Annotated in this window: 13 protein-coding genes and 1 pseudogene; 9 read left to right on the top strand and 5 right to left on the bottom strand. The window is 32.1% G+C overall.

Annotated features, from left to right (window positions below; translation table 11 throughout):
* Positions 1 to 34 precede the first annotated feature (34 nt).
* Together LCI24_RS08860 and acs are read left to right on the top strand one after the other, a co-directional pair.
* Positions 35 to 376, top strand: a complete 342-nt coding sequence (locus LCI24_RS08860; protein WP_121147497.1) for a DUF779 domain-containing protein — start codon at positions 35 to 37, stop codon at positions 374 to 376.
* A gap of 91 nt (positions 377 to 467) precedes the next feature.
* Entirely contained in the window at positions 468 to 2,375 is a 1,908-nt protein-coding gene (gene acs / locus LCI24_RS08855; protein WP_274640057.1) for an acetate--CoA ligase, read from the top strand.
* Positions 2,376 to 2,393: 18 nt separating this feature from the next.
* On the opposite strand, the gene LCI24_RS08850 is transcribed toward acs, so the two are convergent.
* The 3 genes from LCI24_RS08850 to LCI24_RS08840 all read right to left on the bottom strand — a co-directional run bounded on the left by LCI24_RS08850 (position 2,394) and on the right by LCI24_RS08840 (position 5,384).
* On the bottom strand, positions 2,394 to 3,077 hold the full coding sequence (locus LCI24_RS08850) for a response regulator (protein ID WP_274640056.1): 684 nt from the start codon (positions 3,075 to 3,077) through the stop codon (positions 2,394 to 2,396).
* Positions 3,058 to 5,049, bottom strand: a complete 1,992-nt coding sequence (locus LCI24_RS08845) for a tetratricopeptide repeat-containing sensor histidine kinase (RefSeq protein WP_274640055.1) — start codon at positions 5,047 to 5,049, stop codon at positions 3,058 to 3,060. Before LCI24_RS08845 ends, LCI24_RS08850 begins: the two co-directional genes overlap by 20 nt.
* 104 nt (positions 5,050 to 5,153) lie before the next feature.
* Entirely contained in the window at positions 5,154 to 5,384 is a 231-nt protein-coding gene (locus LCI24_RS08840; RefSeq protein ID WP_274640054.1) for a hypothetical protein, read from the bottom strand.
* 1,671 nt (positions 5,385 to 7,055) lie between these two features.
* Here LCI24_RS08840 and LCI24_RS08835 point away from each other — a divergent pair.
* The 4 genes from LCI24_RS08835 to LCI24_RS08820 all read left to right on the top strand — a co-directional run bounded on the left by LCI24_RS08835 (position 7,056) and on the right by LCI24_RS08820 (position 12,978).
* A complete protein-coding gene (locus tag LCI24_RS08835; RefSeq protein ID WP_274640053.1) occupies positions 7,056 to 8,516 on the top strand; it encodes an alkaline phosphatase PhoX in 1,461 nt (486 codons plus the stop codon).
* Positions 8,517 to 8,557: 41 nt separating this feature from the next.
* Positions 8,558 to 10,309 carry a cytochrome-c peroxidase gene (locus LCI24_RS08830; protein WP_274640052.1) on the top strand — a complete coding sequence of 584 codons (1,752 nt, stop codon included), beginning with the start codon at positions 8,558 to 8,560 and terminating at the stop codon, positions 10,307 to 10,309.
* A gap of 115 nt (positions 10,310 to 10,424) precedes the next feature.
* A complete protein-coding gene (locus tag LCI24_RS08825) occupies positions 10,425 to 11,186 on the top strand; it encodes a hypothetical protein (protein WP_274640051.1) in 762 nt (253 codons plus the stop codon).
* A 130-nt stretch (positions 11,187 to 11,316) separates the two neighbouring features.
* Positions 11,317 to 12,978, top strand: a complete 1,662-nt coding sequence (locus tag LCI24_RS08820; protein WP_274640050.1) for a sodium:solute symporter family protein — start codon at positions 11,317 to 11,319, stop codon at positions 12,976 to 12,978.
* Here the strand turns inward: LCI24_RS08820 and LCI24_RS08815 are convergent.
* Positions 12,975 to 14,462 carry an NAD(P)H-hydrate dehydratase gene (locus tag LCI24_RS08815; RefSeq protein ID WP_274640049.1) on the bottom strand — a complete coding sequence of 496 codons (1,488 nt, stop codon included), beginning with the start codon at positions 14,460 to 14,462 and terminating at the stop codon, positions 12,975 to 12,977. The two genes, LCI24_RS08820 and LCI24_RS08815, sit on opposite strands and share 4 nt — an antisense overlap.
* 90 nt (positions 14,463 to 14,552) lie before the next feature.
* A complete protein-coding gene (cmk, locus tag LCI24_RS08810) occupies positions 14,553 to 15,242 on the bottom strand; it encodes a (d)CMP kinase (RefSeq protein ID WP_073183082.1) in 690 nt (229 codons plus the stop codon).
* 255 nt (positions 15,243 to 15,497) lie between these two features.
* Between cmk and LCI24_RS08805 the strand changes: the two genes are divergently transcribed.
* From LCI24_RS08805 to LCI24_RS08795, 3 genes and pseudogenes are all read left to right on the top strand, one after another.
* Positions 15,498 to 17,678, top strand: coding sequence for a T9SS type B sorting domain-containing protein (locus tag LCI24_RS08805; RefSeq protein WP_274640048.1), 2,181 nt, complete (start codon positions 15,498 to 15,500; stop codon positions 17,676 to 17,678).
* Positions 17,679 to 17,688: 10 nt separating this feature from the next.
* The gene (locus LCI24_RS08800; RefSeq protein WP_274640047.1) at positions 17,689 to 19,527 is read left to right on the top strand and encodes a PorP/SprF family type IX secretion system membrane protein; all 1,839 of its coding nucleotides are present in this window, start codon (positions 17,689 to 17,691) and stop codon (positions 19,525 to 19,527) included.
* A gap of 43 nt (positions 19,528 to 19,570) precedes the next feature.
* Positions 19,571 to 23,350, top strand: a pseudogene (locus LCI24_RS08795) (hypothetical protein); the annotation flags it as partial.

Raw genomic sequence — 23,350 nt, 5'->3', positions numbered from 1 at the left:
ATCAGCCCAGTATTTTATAATTTTAAAAAAGAATATGCAAAGAGTAGCAATAACAGAAGCGGCAAAAGAAATAGTTGAAAAACTAAAAAAACAGCATGGAGCATTGATTTTTCATCAAAGTGGAGGGTGTTGTGATGGTTCGTCTCCAATGATTTTTCCTAAAGATGAAATGTATTTAGATGAAAGTGATATTCTGTTAGGTGTGTTAGATGAAGTTCCTTTTTATATGAATAAAGATCAATATGAATATTGGAAGCATACGCACTTAACGATTGATATAACTGAAGGAAGAGGATCAAGTTTTTCATTAGAGATTCCTTTAGGAGTTCGCTTTATCGTACATTCACGATTATTGCAACAAGAAGATGAAGATTAGTATGTGTTTTAAGAAGAAGAACTAATAAGTTGATAAACAATTAAAAATGATTTATTTTAGTAGCTTAAGCTAAAATAAAAGAAGTATAAGAATGAGTAATTACCACGTAAAAAACCTAGAAGAATATTTTCAAGTATATAGAAAGTCCGTAAGAAATCCAGAGTTATTTTGGGAAGAAATAGCAGAAGAACACTTTGTTTGGAGAAAAAAATGGGATACCGTTTTAGACTATGATTTTGAGAAAACTGAGTTTAAATGGTTTGAAGGAGCAAAACTAAATATTACAGAAAACTGTATAGACCGTCATTTGCATATTAGAGGAGATAAAACTGCCATTTTATTTGAACCAAACAACCCAAATGAAGAAGCCGAACATATATCTTATAAAGAATTACACAAGCGTGTTTGTAAATTCGCTAATGTGTTAAAAGACCATGGAATTAAAAAAGGAGATAGAGTTTGTATCTACTTACCAATGATTCCAGAATTGGCTATTTCAGTTTTAGCTTGTGCTCGAATTGGAGCAGTGCATTCAGTTGTTTTTGCAGGATTTTCGTCAACAGCATTAGCTACGAGAATAAATGATTGCGAAGCAAAAATGGTAATTACTTCAGATGGTTCATACAGAGGAGCTAAAACAATTGATTTAAAAAGTATTGTTGATGAGGCATTAGAAAATTGTCCTACTATAGAAAATGTATTAGTAGCCAAAAGAATTAATTCAGATATTCAGTTAAAAGAAGGACGTGATAAGTGGTTAGAACCTCTGCTAGAAGAAGCTTATCAAGACTGTGTTCCTGAGATTATGGATGCTGAAGATCCATTATTCATTTTATATACTTCAGGTTCAACAGGAAGTCCAAAAGGAATGTTACATACTACAGCTGGTTATATGGTATACACAGCATATACGTTTAAAAATGTTTTCAATTATAAAGAAAATGATGTGTATTGGTGTACAGCAGATATTGGCTGGATTACGGGGCACAGCTACATTGTATACGGTCCCTTGGCTAACGGAGCAACAACTGTAATGTTTGAAGGCGTTCCTAGTTATCCAGACTTTGGTCGTTTTTGGGAAATTGTTGAAAAACACAACATAAATCAATTTTATACAGCGCCAACAGCAATTAGAGCATTAGCAAAAGAAAATTTGGATTTTGTAGATAGTCACGATTTATCCTCAATAAAAGTTTTAGGAACAGTTGGAGAGCCTATTAACGAAGAAGCGTGGCACTGGTATAACGATAATGTGGGAAAAAAGAAAAGCCCAATTGTAGATACTTGGTGGCAAACTGAAACAGGAGGAATCATGATTTCACCATTACCATACATTACTCCAACAAAACCAACTTATGCAACATTGCCTTTACCAGGGATTCAAATAGCGTTAATGGATGAAAACGGAAAAGAAGTAAAAGGAAATCAAGTTGACGGAAGATTGTGCATAAAATATCCTTGGCCATCTATGGCAAGAACTATATGGGGAAACCATCAGCGTTATAAAGAAACGTATTTCTCAGCATTCGATGATATGTATTTTACAGGTGATGGAGCGCTTCGTGATGAGGTGGGATATTACCGAATTACAGGTAGGGTAGATGATGTAATTATAGTTTCAGGTCATAACTTAGGAACCGCACCTATTGAAGATGCAGTAAATGAACATCCAGCCGTAGCTGAAAGTGCTATTGTAGGTTTTCCTCATGATGTAAAAGGAAATGCCTTATATGGTTATGTTATTTTAAAAGAAACTGGAGAAACAAGAAACCAAGACAATTTATACAAAGAGATAAATCAAATTATTACAGAACATATTGGTCCGATAGCGAAGTTGGATAAAATTCAGTTTACAGAAGGATTGCCTAAAACACGTTCAGGAAAGATTATGCGTCGTATTCTTAGAAAAATTGCACACAACGAATTAGATAATTTAGGAGATGTTTCTACACTTCTAAACCCTGAAGTTGTACAAAGTATAATTGATAATAGATTGTAAAATAGTGAAAAAGGGTTCTTATAAGAATCCTTTTTCTTTTGCTATTAAAATTAAATCACGATCATCAGAATTGTCAACCCCAAACACTTTAGCCATTTGTCTTTTTCTTTTTTGAACAGCAGCTAATGATAATGGAAGAATATTAGGTAATTTATTTACACGATTACCAATAGATAATTCGTACAAGATTTTTCTATCTAAATCATCTAAAAAGTACTCATTAGAAACTTGACTTCTCAGCATTTTCATTACAGTTTTACTGTAATATGGAGGGTCGCTAAGAACTTCTTTAATGGCGTGAACCAATTCTACAGGAGTAATGTCGTTTTTAACTAAAAAACCATCAGGATTTACATTTTTTAAAATACTGTGTACACGGTAATTGTCGTTAAAAGTAGTAGAAATGATAATTTTAGATTCAGGTAGTTTTTCATTAATAATCAAACCTAAATCTTCACCAGATAAAATGCCTTTTTCTTCCATAGGAGGGAGGCTAATATCTAAAAAGATAATTTCAATTGGTCGATTAGAAGAGGAGTATGCCTCTATAATTTCATCGGCAGCACCACAATTATTTGCTATTTGTACCTGAAAAGAGATGTTTTCACCTTGGCTTTCAATATAAGTAAAAGCACTTTTATAAGCTTCTGATATTAAGGGGTGATCGTCAATTATTAAAGCGTTATACTTTTTGTTTTCCATTTGTTGCATTAAAAGGGGTTATAATGACAAGCGTAGTTCCTTGGTTTTCTTTAGAAATAAACTCTAAATCACCACCTAGTTTTTTTACTCTTGCTGTAATATTTTTTATACCAATTCCCTTTTTCTTTTTCTCAGTATTAAAACCAACTCCGTCATCTTTTAACGAAATAATAAGCTCTTTTTTATTAAATGAGACGTCTAAGGTAACGTTTTTTGCCTTAGCATGCTTAATTATGTTTTGTAAAGCTTCTTGTATTATACGATAAACATTAGCTTTTGTAACCTCATTAATTTCACTCCAAGGAATAGTTTTATCAAAATCAAATTGATAACTAAAGTTACCAATGGCACTCCTGTCTTTTAAAAGCTGTGTTAAAATTGTTGTAAAGTTAATATTAGCGCTATCAAAATTATCGCTTAATCTGTGAGAAACATCTCTAATTTCCTTTTCTATCTCTTGTAGTTCGTCTAAAAAAGCTTGGTGTTTTTCTTGAGTTTCAGGTTTCATTTGCATGGCTAAAAAACCAAGATTTACACGAGTACCAAAAAGTTTCCCTAAAACCCCATCATGAAGTTCTGCCGAAATACGGTTACGTTCGTTAACACGCTCTTCTTCTAATTTAGCCTGTTGTTGTAGTGTTAATACATACACTTCTTCATTAGCTTTTTGTTGTTCCGCCTCTAGTTTTAATTTCTCATTTCTTACTTTTTGTACACGTAAAAAATAAAGTAGGCTAAGAACTAACAGACCAGCGAAACTAGTTACTATAATCCATATACGTTGTTGACTTAAACGCTCGGTTTCCTCAATATATTCATCTGTTTCAAACTCAATACGAGTAAACTTATTTTGTATTCTTCGCTCAGCACTAATTAAACTATCGTTAAACACTATATAACGATCTAAGTATTTTTTAGAATTTTGTTTGTCTAAGTTGGCAAGTTGTTTTAAAGTAGTTAAATAATCTCCCCCATTTTTTAACTTTTTGGCAAGTAAATTGGCTTCTTTAGCGTATTGTATAGCCTTAGTAGTATCTTTGATGTATTTATAATAATCTGAAATATGAATTTTTGAAGTTAAAATATCAGTTTTATCACCTAGGCTATCTCTTATAGTCAAAGCTTTAAAGAAATCTTTCTTAATATTAGAAGTGTCATTAATTAAAAGTTTACAATGAGCTCTATTACTAAGTGCTCTTACCTTATTGGTAATATTAATACTTTTCTTTAAGTCAATATTATAATATTTTAAAGCAGATTTATAATCTTTCTTTATCTTGTGTATATTGGCGATGTTATTATAGGTGCCTAAATAAACATTTTCTTTGTTTTTTAACTTAGAAAGGTATTCAAGTGATTTATTATAATAAAATAAAGCCTTATCATACTCTCTGATATCAGCTTGCAGTAAAGCAAGTTGATTGTAAGAAAAGTAAAGGTCTTTATTTTTGTTTAAATTCTTAAAAATTTCAATGGCTTTTATAATAGATATTTCACTGCCATAAAAGTCTCTATATCTACCCTTGATATGAGCCATTCCGTATAGCATCTTTCCTCTTTCATATTTAAACTTTCCTTTATCAAAAGCTTCATAACCTTTATTGAAATGATAATAAGCTTTAGGGTAATCTTGCTTTCTTACATAATACGTAGCAAAATTCCAATAAGCATCACCTAAAGCATAATAGTCTTTTTGAGCCTGAGAGATCTCTATAGCTTTATTATTTACTTTTTTAAATGAAGAAGTATCTTTTAGTTTATAATATTCATAAGCAATAGAACTTAAATCTAGAGATCTTTTCAAGTTGTTGTTTAAAATATATTGATATGATTTAAAAAGTAGTTTTTTTCTATTATCAATATCTAGTTTTTGATTTTTGGATTCATTAATCCAAATATCAATACTATCACTTTGAATAAGGGTAGTATTTAAGTTGTAGCCAAAACAATTTTTAGAGAATATAATAAACAAAAAAAATAGAGTGCTTTTTTTTACCATCTTAATTTTATGTAGGGAAGCAAATCTAAAAAAAAAAGCCTTTAACAAGAGTTAAAGGCTTGGTTTATTAATAAAGGTTAGTTTCCTTTACCACCATCATTACCGCTACCATCACTACCACCTGTGTCAAGGTCGGTAGTTCCACCAGTACCGTCATCGCTGGTACCATCGGTAGGTACATTAGTACTTGTAACTAATTCTGTTTGGTTAACAGTGTTGTTTGGTACAATATCTTCTGTTAAGTCTGTACAACTTGTAGTTAACAAAAATAACATGCTTATTAGTAGTGTAAATTTTAAAGTTCTCATAATTTCAATTTTTAAATTTTGACAATAGTTTTCCTAGCCGCATGTGCAGCTCGTATAGCATCGAAATAAATTTTCGTGTGTATTACATCATTTTTTAAATGAGGCAATAGTCATCTAACCCAAGTGTTTGGGTAGTAGGTAGAATTAAATTGATAGAAACATCAATTCATGAAGATGCGTTACTACTAAGGCCTATTGAGTACAACAGACTTCAGGAAACTCTACTTTGTCATAAAGGAAGCGTTTGCAATTTTTTTTAATGAACGCTAGTTGATTTCTGATTCTAAAATAGTGACAACATTATTAATAATGAAGATGATTTTAGTAAGCGTTCTTGTTTAATGAGTAAACGTCCTTTTTCATTTAGTATGTGCAATTTTAATGTTTTCATAGCATTTATTTTGTCTTCTTAATATAGTGAAAAAAAACGAATTATACAAGTTTTAACTTGTTGAAAATGTGTTTTTTTAATAAAAAAAGCGTCTTTTTTAAAAAAGACGCTTTTGTGTTATATATAAGTGTAGAATAATTGCTAATTCCTCATTAAATATTTTGCTCCACAATAAACATCCTTGTCTTTTTTTGTTCTGTAACCAGCCCCTTTTATGTAAGCTAAGCTGATACTTTTGTTTATGTTAGTTAATACCATAGTTTTAAATTATTATTTATTAATAATACTAATTAAGTATACCTTAATTAAGTATGGTACAAATATACGAAAATTTTACAATAAAACAAGTGTTTTAAGTATTTAAAACATTGTTAATCAGTGTTTTATGTTGTTTTTAAAGTAAAAGGGGGCTGTCCGGATAATATCCAGATAAGTAGTGTTTTTGTAACGTTTTGTACGTTAGTTTCTTAGAGTTCAATTAAGAGTTTTTAATATGTTTTAAATTAAAATTCCATTTTTCAAAAAAAAAATAAAAAAAAGCGTCCAAAATTAATTGGACGCTTTATATATTATTAGTTATTATAATCAAATCATATTTGAGTTTTCATTATAATTAACATACAACGTCCTGTTTCGAAAGATTCCTTCATCAGGATTCCCGCGAAAACCACATGTTAAGCTAACAAGCTCTTGTGCTATATGTAAATTCATTTTTTTCATGAAAAGCAAATATATAAAATTTTAAATAATTATTGTTTTAACAATATTTTTAGCTTTTAGGGTCTTTTTTGGTCCATTTTGGTGAAAAAGTAAGTCACTGACTTACTAAAAGTAAGTCAGTGACTTACCAAAAAGAAAATTAGACGGTTTATTTTTGTCTCGGTTAAAATTTAAGCCTTCAATAAGGTTAAGATATAAAATGGGGAATTATATCACGTCGTAGGGAAAGTTCTATGAAGAAAAAGAAAAACAAAATGATTTTTTACTCTAACCAAAGTAAAAACTTGATGCAAACTAAGAGTGCCTTTTAAGGTGCTCTTTTTTTTTAGAAAAAAGATATATGCTCCGAAGTAATATGGGGTAGGTAAGTTAAGAGATGGTTAAATACTATATCGGTAATAACTAGTGTTTACAGAAAGTTATGAAAAGTAGATGTATAGAACTGTTTAAGTTTAGTTAAAGTTGGTAACCTTTTGATGAGGTAGATTTAAACTACAGCTAAGAACTTCTTAAAGTAAGTGTTGTTGATTTGCGGACATAAAACAAAAATTAACAGAATAATGAAAAACTTACTTAAATTAGGATTCTTTGGTGTTTGTGGTGCAATTGCTTTAACATCTTGTGATTCTGATAGTACACCTAACCAAGGAGATTCAATTGAATTAAAAGCACATTCTATAACTCCAAACTTTTTAAAATTAGAATCAGAGTTTTCTGGAGTAAACATCTTTCCTTTATTATCATCTGAAGATAAATTAGAAGATGCTCCAAACTTTGTATACGGTTCTATGGCAGATGGAGCTGGTTTAATGAGAAATTCAGACGGTACTTATACTTTAATTAATAATATAGAGGCAGATTATTCAATTGCTCGTATTAAATTAGATAAAACATTTAAGCCTGTACATGGTGAATATATTTTAAATGCGAATGCAACAGCAAGTACAGCTCAGTGTTCAGGTTCATTAATTACTGAAGCAGAACATGGTTTTGGTCCATTATACTTATCTGGAGGAGAATGGGGAGGAGCTTCTAAAGGGGTTTTTGCAACTGATCCTTTAAAAAATGCTTCAGCAGCAAGTACTCCAAGAATGTTAACAGCTATGGGGCAATGGTCTACAGAAAATGCAGTGGCAATTGGTAAAGATGCGTACGCAGATAAAACTGTTGTATTTATTGGAGATGATCATTCAGATAATGAAGTTCCTTCAGGTCAATTAGGAATGTATGTAGGTGATAGAGGAGATTTAGAAGGTGGTAAATTATATGGTTTAAAAGTAACGGATGAAGGTATTACTTATGAGGTAGATATGAAAGAAGGTACAACTTACAATGCCTCTTTTGTTGAGTTAACCGAAAAGAATATCGATTTATTAGATGCGGAAGCTAAAGAAAAAGGAGTAATGGGATTCTCTCGCTTAGAGGATATTGACTGGAGAAGAGGTTCAGCTAAAAACAACCGTGAAATCTATTTTTGTGTAACAGGACGTAAAAAAGATGGTTTAGTAGGAAAAGGAAGTATCTATGGACGTGTTTATAAAGTAGAGTTAAATGAAAACGACCCTACAGGAGTAGCAAAAATTACTTGTGTATTAGATGGTGATAAATTAGAAGGTAAAGCAAGGCTTTTCCATAGTCCTGATAATATTGTAGTAACTGAAAACTATGCGTACATTCAAGAAGATCCAAACGGATATTTTGATGGAGAAAAAAATCATGCTACAAGTTTATATCAGTATAATTTAAAAACAGGAGAGTTAAAGAAGGTGTTAGAGTGTGATCAGGTTACAGCATCAGCTAAAGGTTATGGAGCATCTTATCAAGATAGTGCATGGGAAATCACTGGTATGATTGATATTTCTGAAACTATTGGTGTAAGTAATACTTTTTTATTAATTACTCAAAATCATGGTTGGGAACCTGCTGATGGAGGAGCGTTTACTGATCCTATGGCAAATGATGCAGCAGAAACAAGAAAGGAAGGAAGTCAATTATATGTAGTTCAAGGATTAGATAGATAATGACAAACAATTTTAAAAAAATAAAAAAGGCACATATTATCATGTGTCTTTTTCTAGTATCTATAATTAGTTGTAAACAAGAAAAAACAGCGAGTTATACAAAAGTTGATAATCAAGCTTTAGTAGCTAGAGTTCAGGAATACTATTCAAAACATCTTGACAGCTGTATTTCAAATTTAGAAGAAATTAATGCTGTTGAAGAGGTCTCAGAAAAACTGAAAAAATACAAATTAGCAAGAAGAGAGTTTAAGTTAATAGAGCCTATTTTATCATTCGTTGATAAAGAAAATTATAAGAGCTTAAATAGTCCTAATCTTTTAAGAATAGATGAAGAAGATGCTACAAACATAAACATAAGAAACCCTTTTGGATTTCAGGTTATAGAAGAGTTGTTGCATGAAAATGAAGTTGAGGTTGTTGCTTTAAAAGATACTGTAAATATAACCAAAAATAGACTAAAACTAATAGCGGCAAACAATACATTGTATTTAAAAAAGCATCATATTTTGTGGTTGTTACGCGATCAAATTGCTCGTATAGCTTTGGTGGGAATTACAGGTTTTGACTCACCAGTATTAGAACAATCATTAATAGAAGCAAAAACAAATTACGAAACCTTATTTTTTATTATAAATACGTATAAAAGTGAGTTTTCAAAAGACAGTTTATATAGCGATTTTTTAAATGAGCTACAAATAGCTCAAAAAGTATTACAAAAAGGCGATTTTGAGTCGTTTAACCGCTATGATTTTATAAAAAACCATGCGCATAAGCAATTGGAGCTATTAGCGAAAACTTCGGAAGATTGGAAAGTGGAGTTTCCATTAACTATGGCATTTAATAACAATATCACTTCGTTATTTTCTAAAGAAACATTTAATATTAATTTCTTTAATGACTATCATCAGTTAGAAAACGCAATGTCAGATGAAAAAATAGCTTTAGGAAAAAAATTATTCAACGATAAAAGCTTATCAAAAGACGGTGTTATGAGCTGTGCTACTTGTCATATTAAAGACAAAGCTTTTACAGATGGATTAGCAACTTTTCCGAAGCAAAAAAGAAATACACCAACACTACCGTATGCTGCGTATCAACAAACTTTTTTTCATGATGGAAGAGCAGGAAGTTTAGAAGGACAAATTGTTGGAGTTGTTGAAAATAAAAATGAGTTTCATACTAATTTAGAAAATTTGACAGAAACTGTAAAAAGTGATAGTGTGTATACGAAATCATTTACTGATTTATATGGAAAAGTAACTGATTTTAATATCAGAAACGCGATGGCAAATTACATTAGAAGTTTAGGAGACTTTAGCTCAAAGTTTGATAAAAACATCAATAATAAAGAAAACACCTTAACAACATCTGAAATCAACGGTTTTAATCTTTTTATGGGAAAAGCAAAATGCGCGACCTGCCACTTTCCACCTGTGTTTAACGGAACAGTTCCTCCTAATTTTACTGAGACTGAGGTAGAGTCTATAGGAGTTCCAAATTTAGAAGAAACAGGGTTAGATGATGACCTAGGTGCTTATGATATATTTAAAACTGAAGAACGAAAATACTTTTTCAAAACTTCTACCGTTCGTAATGTATCCAAAACGGCTCCCTATATGCATAATGGGGTATATGAAACCTTAGAACAAGTAGTTGATTTTTATAATAAAGGTGGTGGACAAGGATTAGGATATAAAGTTCCAAATCAAACGTTACCATTAGATAAATTGAATTTGTCAGAAAAAGAAATTAAAGACCTAATAGCTTTTATGGAAGCCTTAACGGATGAATAATTCATTCAATTTTTATAAGTTAACATAAAACTCTCTAAATGTATTTTAGAGAGTTTTTTTATTTTTACTGTAATTTTTAGCGGCAGTTTCGACCAATCAGAATAAATCAATTATCATGAAAAAAATAGTACTACTAATAACTATAGCTCTTGTTTCAATAGCGTGTAAAAAAGAAATTAAAAAGGAAACAAGTAACAAAGAAGAGGTAGCAGTATCAAAATACCCAAAAGCTTTAGAAGAAGTTTTAAAAGAACATGGGGGAATTGAACAATGGAAGAAAATGAAAACATTGTCATTCACATTAAAAAATGAAGAGCATACTACAGATTTACATTCACGAAAAACAGTAGTGAATTCACCAGAATATTCTTTAGGCTTTGACGGAACAGAAGTGTGGTTACAACAACAAGACTCAACCGCTTTTAAAGGGAATCCTGAGTTTTATTATAACTTATATTTTTATTTTTATGCAATGCCTTTTGTGTTAGCAGATGATGGTATTGTATATTCAGAAACAAATCCACTAATTTATGAAGGAGTAACTTACCCAGGAATAAAAATTTCATACAAAGCAAACGTTGGAACTTCACCAGATGATAATTATTTTATATTTTACCACCCAGAAACAAAACAAATGGCTTGGTTAGGGTATACGGTTACCTTTTTTAGTAAAGAACCAACCGATGCGTATAAAATTATAAGATACAACGATTGGGAAAATGTTAACGGTTTGTTGTTACCAAAATCCATAACTTGGTATGCTAAAGATGAAAACGGGCAACCAACGGAACCAGCAAGAGAACCAATTCAGTTTAAAATGCCTTTGTTAAACGAAGCATCTTTAGCTAATAGTTTTTACGAGAAACCAAAACAATAATCAACTAATAAACAAACAAAGTATGGATAAAAAGTATGTATGGAAAAAAGAATACACGTTAGTCTTAGTGGCTAACTTAGTATACATCGTGTTATTTTATATAATCACTAACATATATACAAAATAAACCATGCAAATAGTAGATTGGATTGTTCTTTCAATAACCTTATTGTTTATTGTTTTATATGGAGCTTGGAAAACCAGAGGAAGTAAAAATGTTGAAGATTATATAAAAGGAGGAAACGAAAGTAAATGGTGGACGATTGGTTTGTCGGTTATGGCAACACAAGCCAGTGCCATTACTTTTTTATCTACTCCAGGACAAGCGTTTCATAGCGGAATGGGCTTTGTACAGTTTTACTTCGGGTTGCCAATAGCAATGGTAATTATCTGTTTGGTGTTTATTCCTATTTATCACCGATTAAAAGTTTACACAGCTTACGAATATTTAGAAGGAAGGTTCGATCAAAAAACGCGAACCTTAACTGCAATTCTGTTTTTAATTCAACGTGGATTAGCTGCAGGAATTACCATTTTTGCCCCAGCTATTATTTTGTCAGCAGTTTTAGGTTGGGATTTAATTACTTTAAATATCATCATTGGTGTTTTGGTAATTATTTATACTGTTTCTGGAGGAACTAAAGCAGTGAGTGTTACGCAAAAACAACAAATGGCTGTAATTTTCGCAGGAATGTTTGTAGCTTTTTACTTGATATTACAATATTTACCAGACGATATTACATTTACCAAAGCATTAGAAATTGCAGGAGCTTCCGATAAAATGAAAGTGCTAGACTTTTCTTGGGATTTAAATAACCGTTATACTGTTTGGACAGGTATTTTAGGAGGAACATTTTTAATGCTATCTTACTTCGGAACTGATCAAAGCCAAGTACAGCGCTATTTGTCAGGGAAATCATTAAGAGAAAGTCAATTAGGATTGATTTTTAACGGGTTGTTAAAAGTACCGATGCAGTTTTTTATTCTGTTAGTAGGAGTAATGGTGTTTGTATTTTATCAGTTTAATCCGTCACCATTAAATTTTAACCCAAAATCAGGAGAAGCAATAGCAAATTCCAACTTTGAAACAATAGAACAATATGTGAAGTTAGAAGAGCAACATCGTTTTATTGAAGGAAGAAAAAAAGCGCTGATTTTTGAAGGGTTAACTCCTGAGAATGTAGCACAGATTCAAGAGTTTAATGAACAAGATAAAGTACTAAAGGAAGAAGCGAAAACTATTATTTCAGAAGTAGATCCTTTAGTAGAAACAAACGATAAAGATTATGTGTTTATTCATTTTATTCTAAATAATTTACCCAAAGGATTAATAGGTTTACTATTAGCGGTAATTTTATCAGCAGCAATGTCTTCTACAGCATCTGAATTAAACGCTTTAGGAGGTACAACAGCAATTGACTTGTACAAACGCAATACCAAAATAGAATATAGTGAAGAGCATTATGTGAAAATGTCAAAATGGTTCACTTTAGGTTGGGGGATTTTAGCAATTTTAGTCGCCTGTGTAGCTAATTTATTTGATAATTTAATTCAACTCGTAAATATTATAGGTTCCATTTTTTACGGAAACGTGCTAGGGATATTCTTATTAGCCTTTTTTATAAAATATGTAAAAGGGAATGCGGTATTTGTTGCAGCAATAATTACACAATTAATTATTATAGTAGTTTGGTATATTGACTTGCTACCTTATTTATGGTTAAATGCTTTAGGTTGTGGATTAGTAATGTTATTAGCAACACTATTCCAAACACTTTCTAAAGACAACTAACTTTTCTCTATTCGTAAAGCATCAATAATATCAGAAGTAATTAACGCATTGTATCCTTTTTTACTAGCAGCTTCGTCACCTGCTTTTCCGTGGAAAAATACGCCTAACAAAGCGGCGTGTAAAGGAGTGTAGTTTTGTGCTAATAATCCAGTTATGATTCCTGTGAGTACATCACCGCTACCCCCTGTTGCCATTCCTTGGTTTCCAGAAGTGTTGAAGTACAAATTTCCTTCAGGAGAAGAAATCACAGTATATGCATTTTTTAAAACTACGATACATTGATATTTTGCAGAAAACTCAAGTTGCTTTTGAAAACGTTCGGTTGAGGTGTCAGACTTTCCTACCAATCTATCAAACTCTTTAATATGTGGAGTTAAGATAGAGTTTTTAGGAAGTAACGATTTTAATTCTTCGTTTTGAGCAATAATATTAATAGCATCGGCATCAATAACTAACGGGCTACTACTTTCCGATACTAATTTTTTTACAAGTTGTGTTGTTTTTTCGTTAACATCCAATCCTGGACCTATCGCGAGAATGTCGTATTTGAAAATTTCTGGGAGTTGGGTCACGAATTCTTCATTCTCGTCGGTTAGGCATATTGCTTCTGGAATGGAAGATTGCATAATTTGGTACCCGCATTTTGGTATGTAACTAGTTAGCAGACCTACACCACTTCGCAAGCAAGCTTTTGAAGAGAGTACCGCAGCTCCCATTTTTCCATAAGAACCTGCAATTAATAAAGCGTGTCCGTAACTTCCTTTGTGTGATTGACGTAATCGGGGTATTAAAATTTCAGTAATCTTTTCGTTTAAAATAAAACAGTTACTTTTCTGCTGTTGAATAAAATCTTCATCTAAACCAATATCAACTGTTTTCCAATTTTTTACATGGTTTCCGTTTTCAGGAAAAAAGAATGAAAGTTTTGGTCTCTGAAAGCTCACTGCTATATCTGCATGTACAACAGTTTTAGAATCAGGAAGCTTATCGCAATATAAACCAGAAGGAAGATCAACAGCGTATATGGTTTTTTTAGCATTATTAATGTTTTCAATAACATGCTTTATAAAACCAGTAACAGGCTTGGAAAGCCCAAAACCAAAAATAGCGTCAATAATAACATCATATTCAAAAAAATCAGGAATTGTACTGGTTGATTTTATAGTGAAAGTATCATCAAGTTTTTGAAAATTAATATCACAATCTGAGCTAAGTACATCTTTAAACTGAACTAAAAAAGGTTGTACAGTATATTTCTTGCTTTTTAAAATTCTAGCAATAGCAAATCCGTCACCACCATTATTACCAACCCCACTAACAATAGCAATTTTTAGAGAACGGTTTAGTAAAGGTTCAATAGCTTTTACAAAGGCTAAAGATGCTTGTCCCATCAGAGCAAAAGAAGTAATTCCTTTTTTACTAATAGTATGTTCGTCAGCTTTTCGTATTTGTGTAACGTTGATTATTTTTTGAAGATTTTCCATGTTAGAAATTTACAACTTTACATAAAAAAAGCAAAAATAAACCCACAAAATTCTTTGTGGGTTTATTATAATCAATAGTATATGAAGTTTTTATTGAATTCTAGCATTAACTAAACTCATAATACGTTCAAATTGTTCTTTAAGTCCCATGTCAGAATTATCAAACTCAATAGCATCGTCTGCCATGACTAAAGGAGAATCTTCTCGGGTAGAATCTATTCTGTCACGTTCTTGTACGTTTTGTAAAATTTCTTCGTACTTAACCTTGTCACCACGATCTATTAATTCTTTATAACGGCGAGTAGCACGTTTGTAGGCAGAAGCAGTCATAAATAATTTTAGTTCAGCATTAGGAAAAACTACGGTTCCAATATCACGACCATCCATAACAATACCTTTGTTTTTACCCATTTCCTGCTGCTCACGAACTAACTTTTTTCTAATTTCAGAAACTTCAGCAACTTTGCTTACCAATTTAGAAACTTCAATACTTCTAATTTCTTTTTCAACATTGGTTCCGTTTAAAAACATTTCAGCAAAACCAAGTTTTTCATTAAAAGTAAAAGATAGAGAAATGTTAGGTAAATCAGCAACTAAATTTTCTGAGTTAAAATGGTTTTTAGAAATATAATTATGCTGCATAGCATATAAAGTAACAGCTCTATACATAGCACCAGTATCAACATAAATATAACTAAGCTCTTTAGCTAATTGTTTAGCAATAGTACTCTTTCCTGTAGATGAAAAACCGTCAATGGCTATGGTGATTTTCTTTGTCATGATAAAAAAATAGATAGCAAATATACGGTGGATTTTTAATATAATGAGGTTGCTTTTTTGTGGTTAAGTTTAAGATTTTTTGTTTTTTTTAAAGTGTTGTATTGTAGTGATTTATAGGTTGTTTTTTTGTGTTTGTAAACTTTAGTTGTAGGTTACACATAGATTTTATATATTTCGGCGTTAAATTTTGTTAATTTTAATGCCGTTTTTGTTAAGAAAAACTATAAATTTGACACCCCTTAAAGGATCCCTTAGATGAAAAATTACACTAAAAGCATTTTATTACTTTTAGCGACACTTCTGTTTTGTGCAACAAGTGCTGTATCTCAGACGCTGCTTAAGCCTGAGATTCAGTTTTCTAATGCTTGTAATGGTGCAGCTACAGATTTTAATGTGATTTTTAAATACTCGGGGTCAGATTTTAACTCTAATAATGTATTTACGATAGAATTATCTGATGCTGATGGAAATTGGGGAAGTCCGATTAATGTAGGGACAGTAACTACTGAAAATTCTTCATATACTTTTTCTAGAACTTTTCAATTGCCTGATAATACTTACGGAACTAATTACAAGATACGTTTGGTTGCTAGTTCACCAGTAATGACCAGTCCAGATTCAGATTCGTTTGCAGCATATAAATTTTCAACAGATACTTTAGTTTTAAATAATTATGATGATGTTGTACTTTGTGATAGTGGATCAGCAGAACTTATATTAAATACTAATCAGAATGGTAATTACGAATGGTACAAAGATGATGTATTATTTACCACTACAACGGAACCTAAACTAGAGGTCACTTTATCTGGAAAGTATGAAGTGAAAATTGATTATGGAGCTTGTGGGTTTAGAGAGTCTACAATATCTAATGTAATTATCTTAGATAATACAGCCAAACAAATTAAAGGGCCTTCAACCGTAGAAATATGTGGAGATGAGTCACATACTTTTGAAGCTAACACAAATCGTTCAGGTTTAACCTATAATTGGTACTTAGACAATAAATTAGTACAATCATCTAATTCTTCAACCTATACAACACCAACAACAGGGCAGTTTGGAACGTATCATTTGGTAATTGATACAGGAACCTGTACTACCAAGTCAAACGATGTAGTGTTACAACAACAAACTACAGCAGGTTTTACAGTAACGAATGTTGGAGCCTTAGAAAGAATTATTTTATTTGGTGAAAAAAAAGAATTGTGTATTACACATGATGCTGACTCCTCAGAAGTTACTATAGAATGGTATAGAGATGATGTAACTATGGGAACTGCTGTTAGAAATCAGTTATGCATAGATGCAGCTACAGCAGGGGTATATTATGCAAGAGTAACAAAGAGTACAGGTTCAGCTTGTGATGATATAGTTGATTCTGAAAAGTTTACATTGTTAAATGTAACGTCATTTGAGCCAATCATTAGAGTAGAAACGAGCTATGAGGAATGTAATACTAGAAGTACAGAGTTAAGTATAGTAGGGGTGAAGGCAGAGGCAGAAAATGGAGATATGTATGATCTAACATCAGATCAAATAGCTTTACTAAGTTTTGAATGGTATAAAAATAATGTATCAACAGGAGGAACAGTAAGCGAATACGAAGTTAATTCGTATTTAGATAATGGGACATATACATTAAAAGTAAGTTTTAATGGTGTAGAGGGGGTGTCTAATGAATTGGATGTTAAGTTGGCTGAAGTACCCGAAATAAGAAGCACATCAACTTCAAACTCACTTTGTGCTGGGTCTTCTATAACTTATACAATAAATAATGTAGTAGCAGGTTATACGTATCAATGGATTAAAGATGGTACGGATGATGTTACCCCTGCTAACCCTGAAAACTTAATAGTAACTGAAGTTGGAGAATATGTGTTGAAATATTCAGGTTTTGGTTGTGATAATGAACTAGAGCCTATAAACGTAGTGATGTTTGATGATTCTGCGGTAACCATAACTCCTTCTGAGATTGTGGTAATGGAGGAAGGAAGTTCAGCAACTATAACAGCAGCAGGGGGAGAGTCATATGAGTGGTATCAAGGAGAGAGTATATCAGGAACCACATTATCAACAACAGAACAGTTAGAAGTAACAGAGCTAGGTTTTTACACAGTATTAGTAAAAGTAGGGGCCTGTTCGGTAACAAGAACGGTAGAAGTTGTAGAGCCAGATGATCAAATTATAGTACCCAACACCTTAACTCCTAATGGAGACGGTAAAAATGACACATGGAAGATATCAAACAAATATGCGTTTCAGCCACTAGTAACTGTAATGTTGTATAATGCTAATGGTAAAGAGATTTTAAAAACAACTGAGTACAAAAATGATTGGCCAACAGAAGATTTAGGAAATCAAAAAGTTTTTTATTATAAAATAATAAGAGAAGACAAATTGATTAAAGCTGGAACGATATCTGTTTTACACTAAAAAGGTTAGAATGATTAGAAAAATTACCTTACTTATTATATTGATATTAAATGTGTTTGTTATACAAGCGCAAACTTCTGGTAATGAACAGCAATATAATAGCTTCAGTTCTCGTAACTTTATGAAGTTTAATCGCTTTTTAACCGTGCCAACATTTTCTGCATTACGAGAAAACAAAACATCTCTTTCAGCTATAGTAAGAAATAGTAACATAGATTTTGATGATAATCCCCGTTTATATGTGCTTACGTATTCAGGGAAAATGAGAGAAAATGTTGGAGCAGGAGTGGCTGTATATCAACAAGATGTAGGGTCGGTAAAAGATTTTGGAGCTATAGCAAATTATGCACATCGTTTACAGTTAAATGAAACGATGGATTTAACTTTTGGATTTAACTTTTTATATAGTAGAAGAAGTTTAAACTGGGGGAAGGTTCTAGTAACTGATGATGACGATACTTTTTTAAGTAATTATCAAGATGATCCTGTGGTTAATTTTCAACCAGCAGTAACGTTGTCTATTGGAAAGTTTGATGTTGGTGTCTTTTTCGAGAATTTAGTAGACTTTAATCTTAAAAAAAGTGAGATGGCAACTTCTTTTGGAGAAAAAACATTTTCGGGACATCTAATGTACTCTCATGAATTTACTTACGCATCAGGGCTTTTTGAAGGAGCTGATGTAAGATTCCTAGCAACCGCTAGAAAACCAGGGAATGATGATTTTGGCTTTGGAGGGAGCGCTATAATAGATTTACCTAAAGCAGGTTGGGTTAAAGCTGGTTATGACAAAGCATATGGAATTTCAGCTGGTGTTGGAATAAACCTTTCAGAAAATTTAGCGATAGGATTTAGTTACGAAAAAAGTAGTTTTGCAGCAACAAATGAAGTTGGACTTATTTATAATTTTGGTAAAAAAAGGTTTACAAGAGAACGACCTAAGAGGAGAACAGGAAATATTAAAGTTAACCTTCCAGAAAGAACACCTAAAAAAGAAATAGAATATAAAAACCCAGAACATAACGATTTATCTGACGAGATTCAACAAGCACAGGATTCTATTGATATACTAAATAAAAAGATAGATGAAGTATTACGAATACTGAAAAATCAACCGGCTCCTAAAGTAATTACCAATACTAATACAGTAATTATTAAAGATAGTGCTCAAACAAAAGATACCACATTAAGAAGAAGATCAAATAAACCATGGCGTAAGAGTACTGTAACTCGCTCTGGTGGAGGAGGAACTATGTATTATGTGGTTTCGGACCAATTTAGAAGTAAAGAAAATGCAGAAGCTTTGATAGATAAATGGGCCCGATTAGATATTGAAGCTAAGTATGTATTTGAACCTAATAAAAAATTATACTATGTATACATAGATAGGTTTGCTAAAGAAGAGGAGGCAGAAGAAAAGGTAGACGATTTTAATGATAAAACACGTTTATTTGAAAAGAATGATGAGAAAAAAGATAATTCTACAATAAAGGTTAATAAGACTACTAAAGACCCTGTGTACGTAGTTAAAATTACCTTAGGAGGAGAGCTTAGTAGTTATGAAGAGCCAAAAACTCAACCACCAGCGAGGGTTTATCCAATGCAGGCCGAAGGAGTTGAGCCCGGATATTATTTACGAGTATACGTAAATTCTCAGAAAGCATTAGCTGATAGAAATGTAGATGAATTAAGAAACGATGACATAGATGCAGATTATTTTGTAGATCCAAAAACAGGCTACATGCATATATATATATTTAAAACAACAGATAGATCGGAAGCGATTAAAATGTACAATACAAATTTAAATGGTGCTTTTTATGATCGTAAAGCAATCATTCAAATTAAATAATATAATAAAAGAACTTGATTAATTAATTTCCCCAATTGATATTATGAAGAGAATAATTACCCTACTAATAATTGTATTACAAACCTTTTTTTGCTTTTCTCAGGAGAAACAAAAACCAACATCAAAACCATCACAAGTAGTTTTAGATGAAACGGTAGGTTATGAAAAACTAATAGAAAGACTTTCTAAAGAGAAGGCATTAAGACCACCATCAACGCCTTATTTTGACCAAAGAGTTGTTAAGCCAGATGGAACAAATGGCGGTATAAATATAAAAGGAGATATAACATTTATATCAAATAATGTATTAAGTGTAGAAGGTTGGGTATACGATAGTGGATGGAATTATTATAATTCTGATGACCCTTATGATGGATCTAATTCAAACGGAAATGTTAATATGCAGTATATTGACATTGATGGGGATTCATCTACAGATTCATCAAGTTCAGATGAGTTAAACTTACCAAGTTGTTCTAGAGTAGTATATGCAGGATTGTATTGGGCTGGTGTTTATCCATACGAAACTTGGGGGGGACGAGAAAGTAGGAGATATAATCCATATCAAATAAAATTCAAATTACCAGGAGGAAACTATCAAGATATAGAAGCAGATGCAAGTGATGTTACAAAGAGGGAGTTGATTTATGATAATGGTGTTGCCTATATATGTTATAAAGACATTACTTCAGATATTCAAGGGTTAGCAACTGTAAACCCAGAAGGGCACAATGGTACCTATGTAGCAGCTAACATTAGAGCAACAAGAGGAGATGATCCGAGTGGTTTAGGAGGTTCTGGAGGTTGGACAATGGTAATAATTTATGAAAATGAAACAGAGTCAAGTAAAAATATATCTATTTTTGATGGTTTTGCAGATGTGCGTAATGGGAATAATGTAGATTTATCATACTCTGGATTTACAACAGTACCTGTGGGACCAAACCCAGCGAATCCAGCACCAGTTAGAGCTACATTATTAGCTGCAGCCTTAGAAGGAGATAAAAGTATTAATGGAGATAGGTTTCGTATTCGTGATATTTACAATAACTATAGAGCACAATCTACCCCAACCGTAAATCCAATATCTAATTTCTTTAATGGTTCTATTAGTAGAAATGACCAGTATGTAACTACACGTGTTCCTAATAGTGAAAATACCTTAGGTTTTGATGTTGATTTATATCAGTTACGTAATACAAATAATAGTATAATAACAAACAACCAAACATCTGCACGTGTTAGATTTACATCAAGTCAAGATACTTATTGGCCTTTTTTAAACGCTTTAGCAGTTGAAATTATAGAGCCTAAAGTACAACTGATAAAAACAATTGAAGATGCTAGTGGTAATGATATACAAGGTACACCTGTAGGTTTAGGGAGTGAATTGTTTTACAATATAAGTTTTCAGAATGTAGGAACAGATGATGCTAGAAATACAATAATCACAGATAGATTACCAAAAAATGTAGATTTATTAACAACTACAGCACCAAATGGCTCTGTGGCTCCAGATGGAACACGTTTTGATATAGATTTACCTCCAGGAGTATCTATAACAGCATACGATCCACCAAGCGCAGCTAATGATAATAGAGCTGAATTAGAGATTTCAGTACCAGATAATATGGTTTTAGAGGGAGGCGCCCTTTATAATATTCGTATGCACGTTCAAGTAGTAACAGATTGTAGTCAATTAAGAGATGTGTGTTCTAATGAAGTTAGAAATCAAGCTTTTGCCAGATACGAAGGAATTAGAGGAGGAGTTGTAGTTAATAATGAGCCAAGTTATGCAGGTATAGATGATTGTGATTTTGGTATTGTTGGAACTTCAAACTTTTTAGTTGATACAAGTGGATGTTCTTTTGAAACGACACAAGTAATGTGTGGTTCTAGTATAACATTAACTGCTGGAGCAGGATTTGAATCATACGAATGGAGAGATGCCTCAGGTACTTTATTAGGAACTACTACAGTACCATCTTTTGATGTAACTAATGAAGGAACTTACACAGTTAATAAGATAGCCTCAGCAGCATCAGGATGTATAAATGCTGAAGAAACCATACATGTTGTAGGGTATAATTCAGAACCAAATCCATTACAACCATTTGCAGACCAAGTATTAACTTGTGCAAGTAATGGAGAAGAGTTAGCTGAAGTTTACTTATGTGGTGATAGTGGTTCTAGAACTATTAATTTACCATTTGATACCTCTTCAGCTACAACAGTACAATGGTTTAAATTGGATGAATCTTCTTGTACCGATGTAACAGAATCAGGATGTCCTAATATAAATACAGGCTGTACATGGAATGAGGTAGGAAGCGGAGAATTTTCTAGAAACTTTGCAGATGCTGGAGAATATCGTTTAGATGTTTTATATGATGGAAGATGCCCTAAAAGTTACTACTTCAATGTGTACAAAGCAACTTTAAATCCTACTTTTATTACACAGGATATTTTATGTGGTAACAATGGGTCTATTACTGTAAACAATATACCAGCAGGTTATCAATACAGTTTAACAGGTCCAGGAGGTTATAATGCTCCTTTTCAAAATAGTAATGTTTTTTCAAATTTAACAGCTGCAGGAAACTATAACCTTTCAATTCGTGTAAGTAGTGCGTCTGCTGCTTCATGTACATATACTTTTCCTCCTATTAATATTCAGGAAAATGACATAGATATGGACGTCATTACAACACCTATGCAGTGTTTTAATGATTCAGCACAAATAAGAGTTCAAGTAAATAATGTTCCTGGAGATTATACATATGAATTATTACAAGGTGGAAGTGTAGTAGGAATAGAAGGTCCAACTGCTAATAACGATTTTACTTTTAATGTTACAGATGGTGGGGCTTACACAGTGAGAGTTACAACACCTCAGTGTACCGCTACAGAAACGATTGTTATTAATGAACCAGATGAGTTATTACTTACAGCATTAAAAACTAAAGATATAACTTGCGAATCAGGAAGTTCAGACGGAATTATTCAGTTAACTGCAAGTGGAGGAACATTAGACACATCGTCAGGTAATAATTATAATTTTGCTGTATGGACGAGTCAGGGAACAGATTTATATACAAACCCATCAGACATTCCTAATACTGCGTTTTTAACACCAGCAACAAACCCATACACCTACAATGTGCCTGTTGGTAGTGAAGGAATATATCGATTTATTGTTATTGATGATAATAACTGTTATACAATTTCAGACCCGGTAGAAATTACTGTAGAGCCAGAATTAGCTTTTACTCATTCAGAAACAGATGTAACTTGTAATGGTTTAACAGATGGAACCATTAATGTTAGTGTTAATGGAGATAATTTAGGATATGCAGTAGAATATAGCATTGATAATGCTACATGGAACACTACAGGTGCTTTTGATAGTTTAGGTGATGGAACTTATACCATTTATATAAGGGCATCAAAAAATTCTTATCAGTGTTTATATGAAATTCCTAATGTAGTAATAAATGAGCCAGCACCACTTAATGGAGGAAGTGCAACAAAAACTGATTTAGAATGTAATACTTCAGGAGGAACTACTTACGGAACTATTACTTTTACAGCCCCTACAGGAGGTACTCCTAATTATACATACTATTATAAGTTAAATAGTGAATCAACTTATACATTAGCAGCGAATAATCCAGTAACAGGACTTCCTGCAGGAATATACAACACAAGAGCAATAGACGCAAGTGGATGTATAATAGATTTAAATAATGTAACTATAAATGGTTTACCAACAGAGCCAACTTTAACAAGTTCAGTTGTTTATAATTGTGACGGTACAGGAAAC

Source organism: Tenacibaculum larymnensis, assembly GCF_028829235.1.
Taxonomy (GTDB): domain Bacteria; phylum Bacteroidota; class Bacteroidia; order Flavobacteriales; family Flavobacteriaceae; genus Polaribacter; species Polaribacter larymnensis.
Note: the sequence above shows the minus strand (reverse complement) of the source record. Positions and strands in the feature narration are given on the sequence as shown.

Coding starts and splice junctions, on each gene's coding strand:
- acs (WP_274640057.1), top strand. CDS start 468: ATGAGTAATTACCACGTAAAAAACCTAGAAGAATATTTTCAAGTATAT.
- cmk (WP_073183082.1), bottom strand. CDS start 15,242: ATGACAAAGAAAATCACCATAGCCATTGACGGTTTTTCATCTACAGGA.
- LCI24_RS08835 (WP_274640053.1), top strand. CDS start 7,056: ATGAAAAACTTACTTAAATTAGGATTCTTTGGTGTTTGTGGTGCAATT.
- LCI24_RS08820 (WP_274640050.1), top strand. CDS start 11,317: ATGCAAATAGTAGATTGGATTGTTCTTTCAATAACCTTATTGTTTATT.
- LCI24_RS08815 (WP_274640049.1), bottom strand. CDS start 14,462: ATGGAAAATCTTCAAAAAATAATCAACGTTACACAAATACGAAAAGCT.
- LCI24_RS08850 (WP_274640056.1), bottom strand. CDS start 3,077: ATGGAAAACAAAAAGTATAACGCTTTAATAATTGACGATCACCCCTTA.
- LCI24_RS08830 (WP_274640052.1), top strand. CDS start 8,558: ATGTGTCTTTTTCTAGTATCTATAATTAGTTGTAAACAAGAAAAAACA.
- LCI24_RS08805 (WP_274640048.1), top strand. CDS start 15,498: ATGAAAAATTACACTAAAAGCATTTTATTACTTTTAGCGACACTTCTG.
- LCI24_RS08800 (WP_274640047.1), top strand. CDS start 17,689: ATGATTAGAAAAATTACCTTACTTATTATATTGATATTAAATGTGTTT.
- LCI24_RS08840 (WP_274640054.1), bottom strand. CDS start 5,384: ATGAGAACTTTAAAATTTACACTACTAATAAGCATGTTATTTTTGTTA.
- LCI24_RS08860 (WP_121147497.1), top strand. CDS start 35: ATGCAAAGAGTAGCAATAACAGAAGCGGCAAAAGAAATAGTTGAAAAA.
- LCI24_RS08825 (WP_274640051.1), top strand. CDS start 10,425: ATGAAAAAAATAGTACTACTAATAACTATAGCTCTTGTTTCAATAGCG.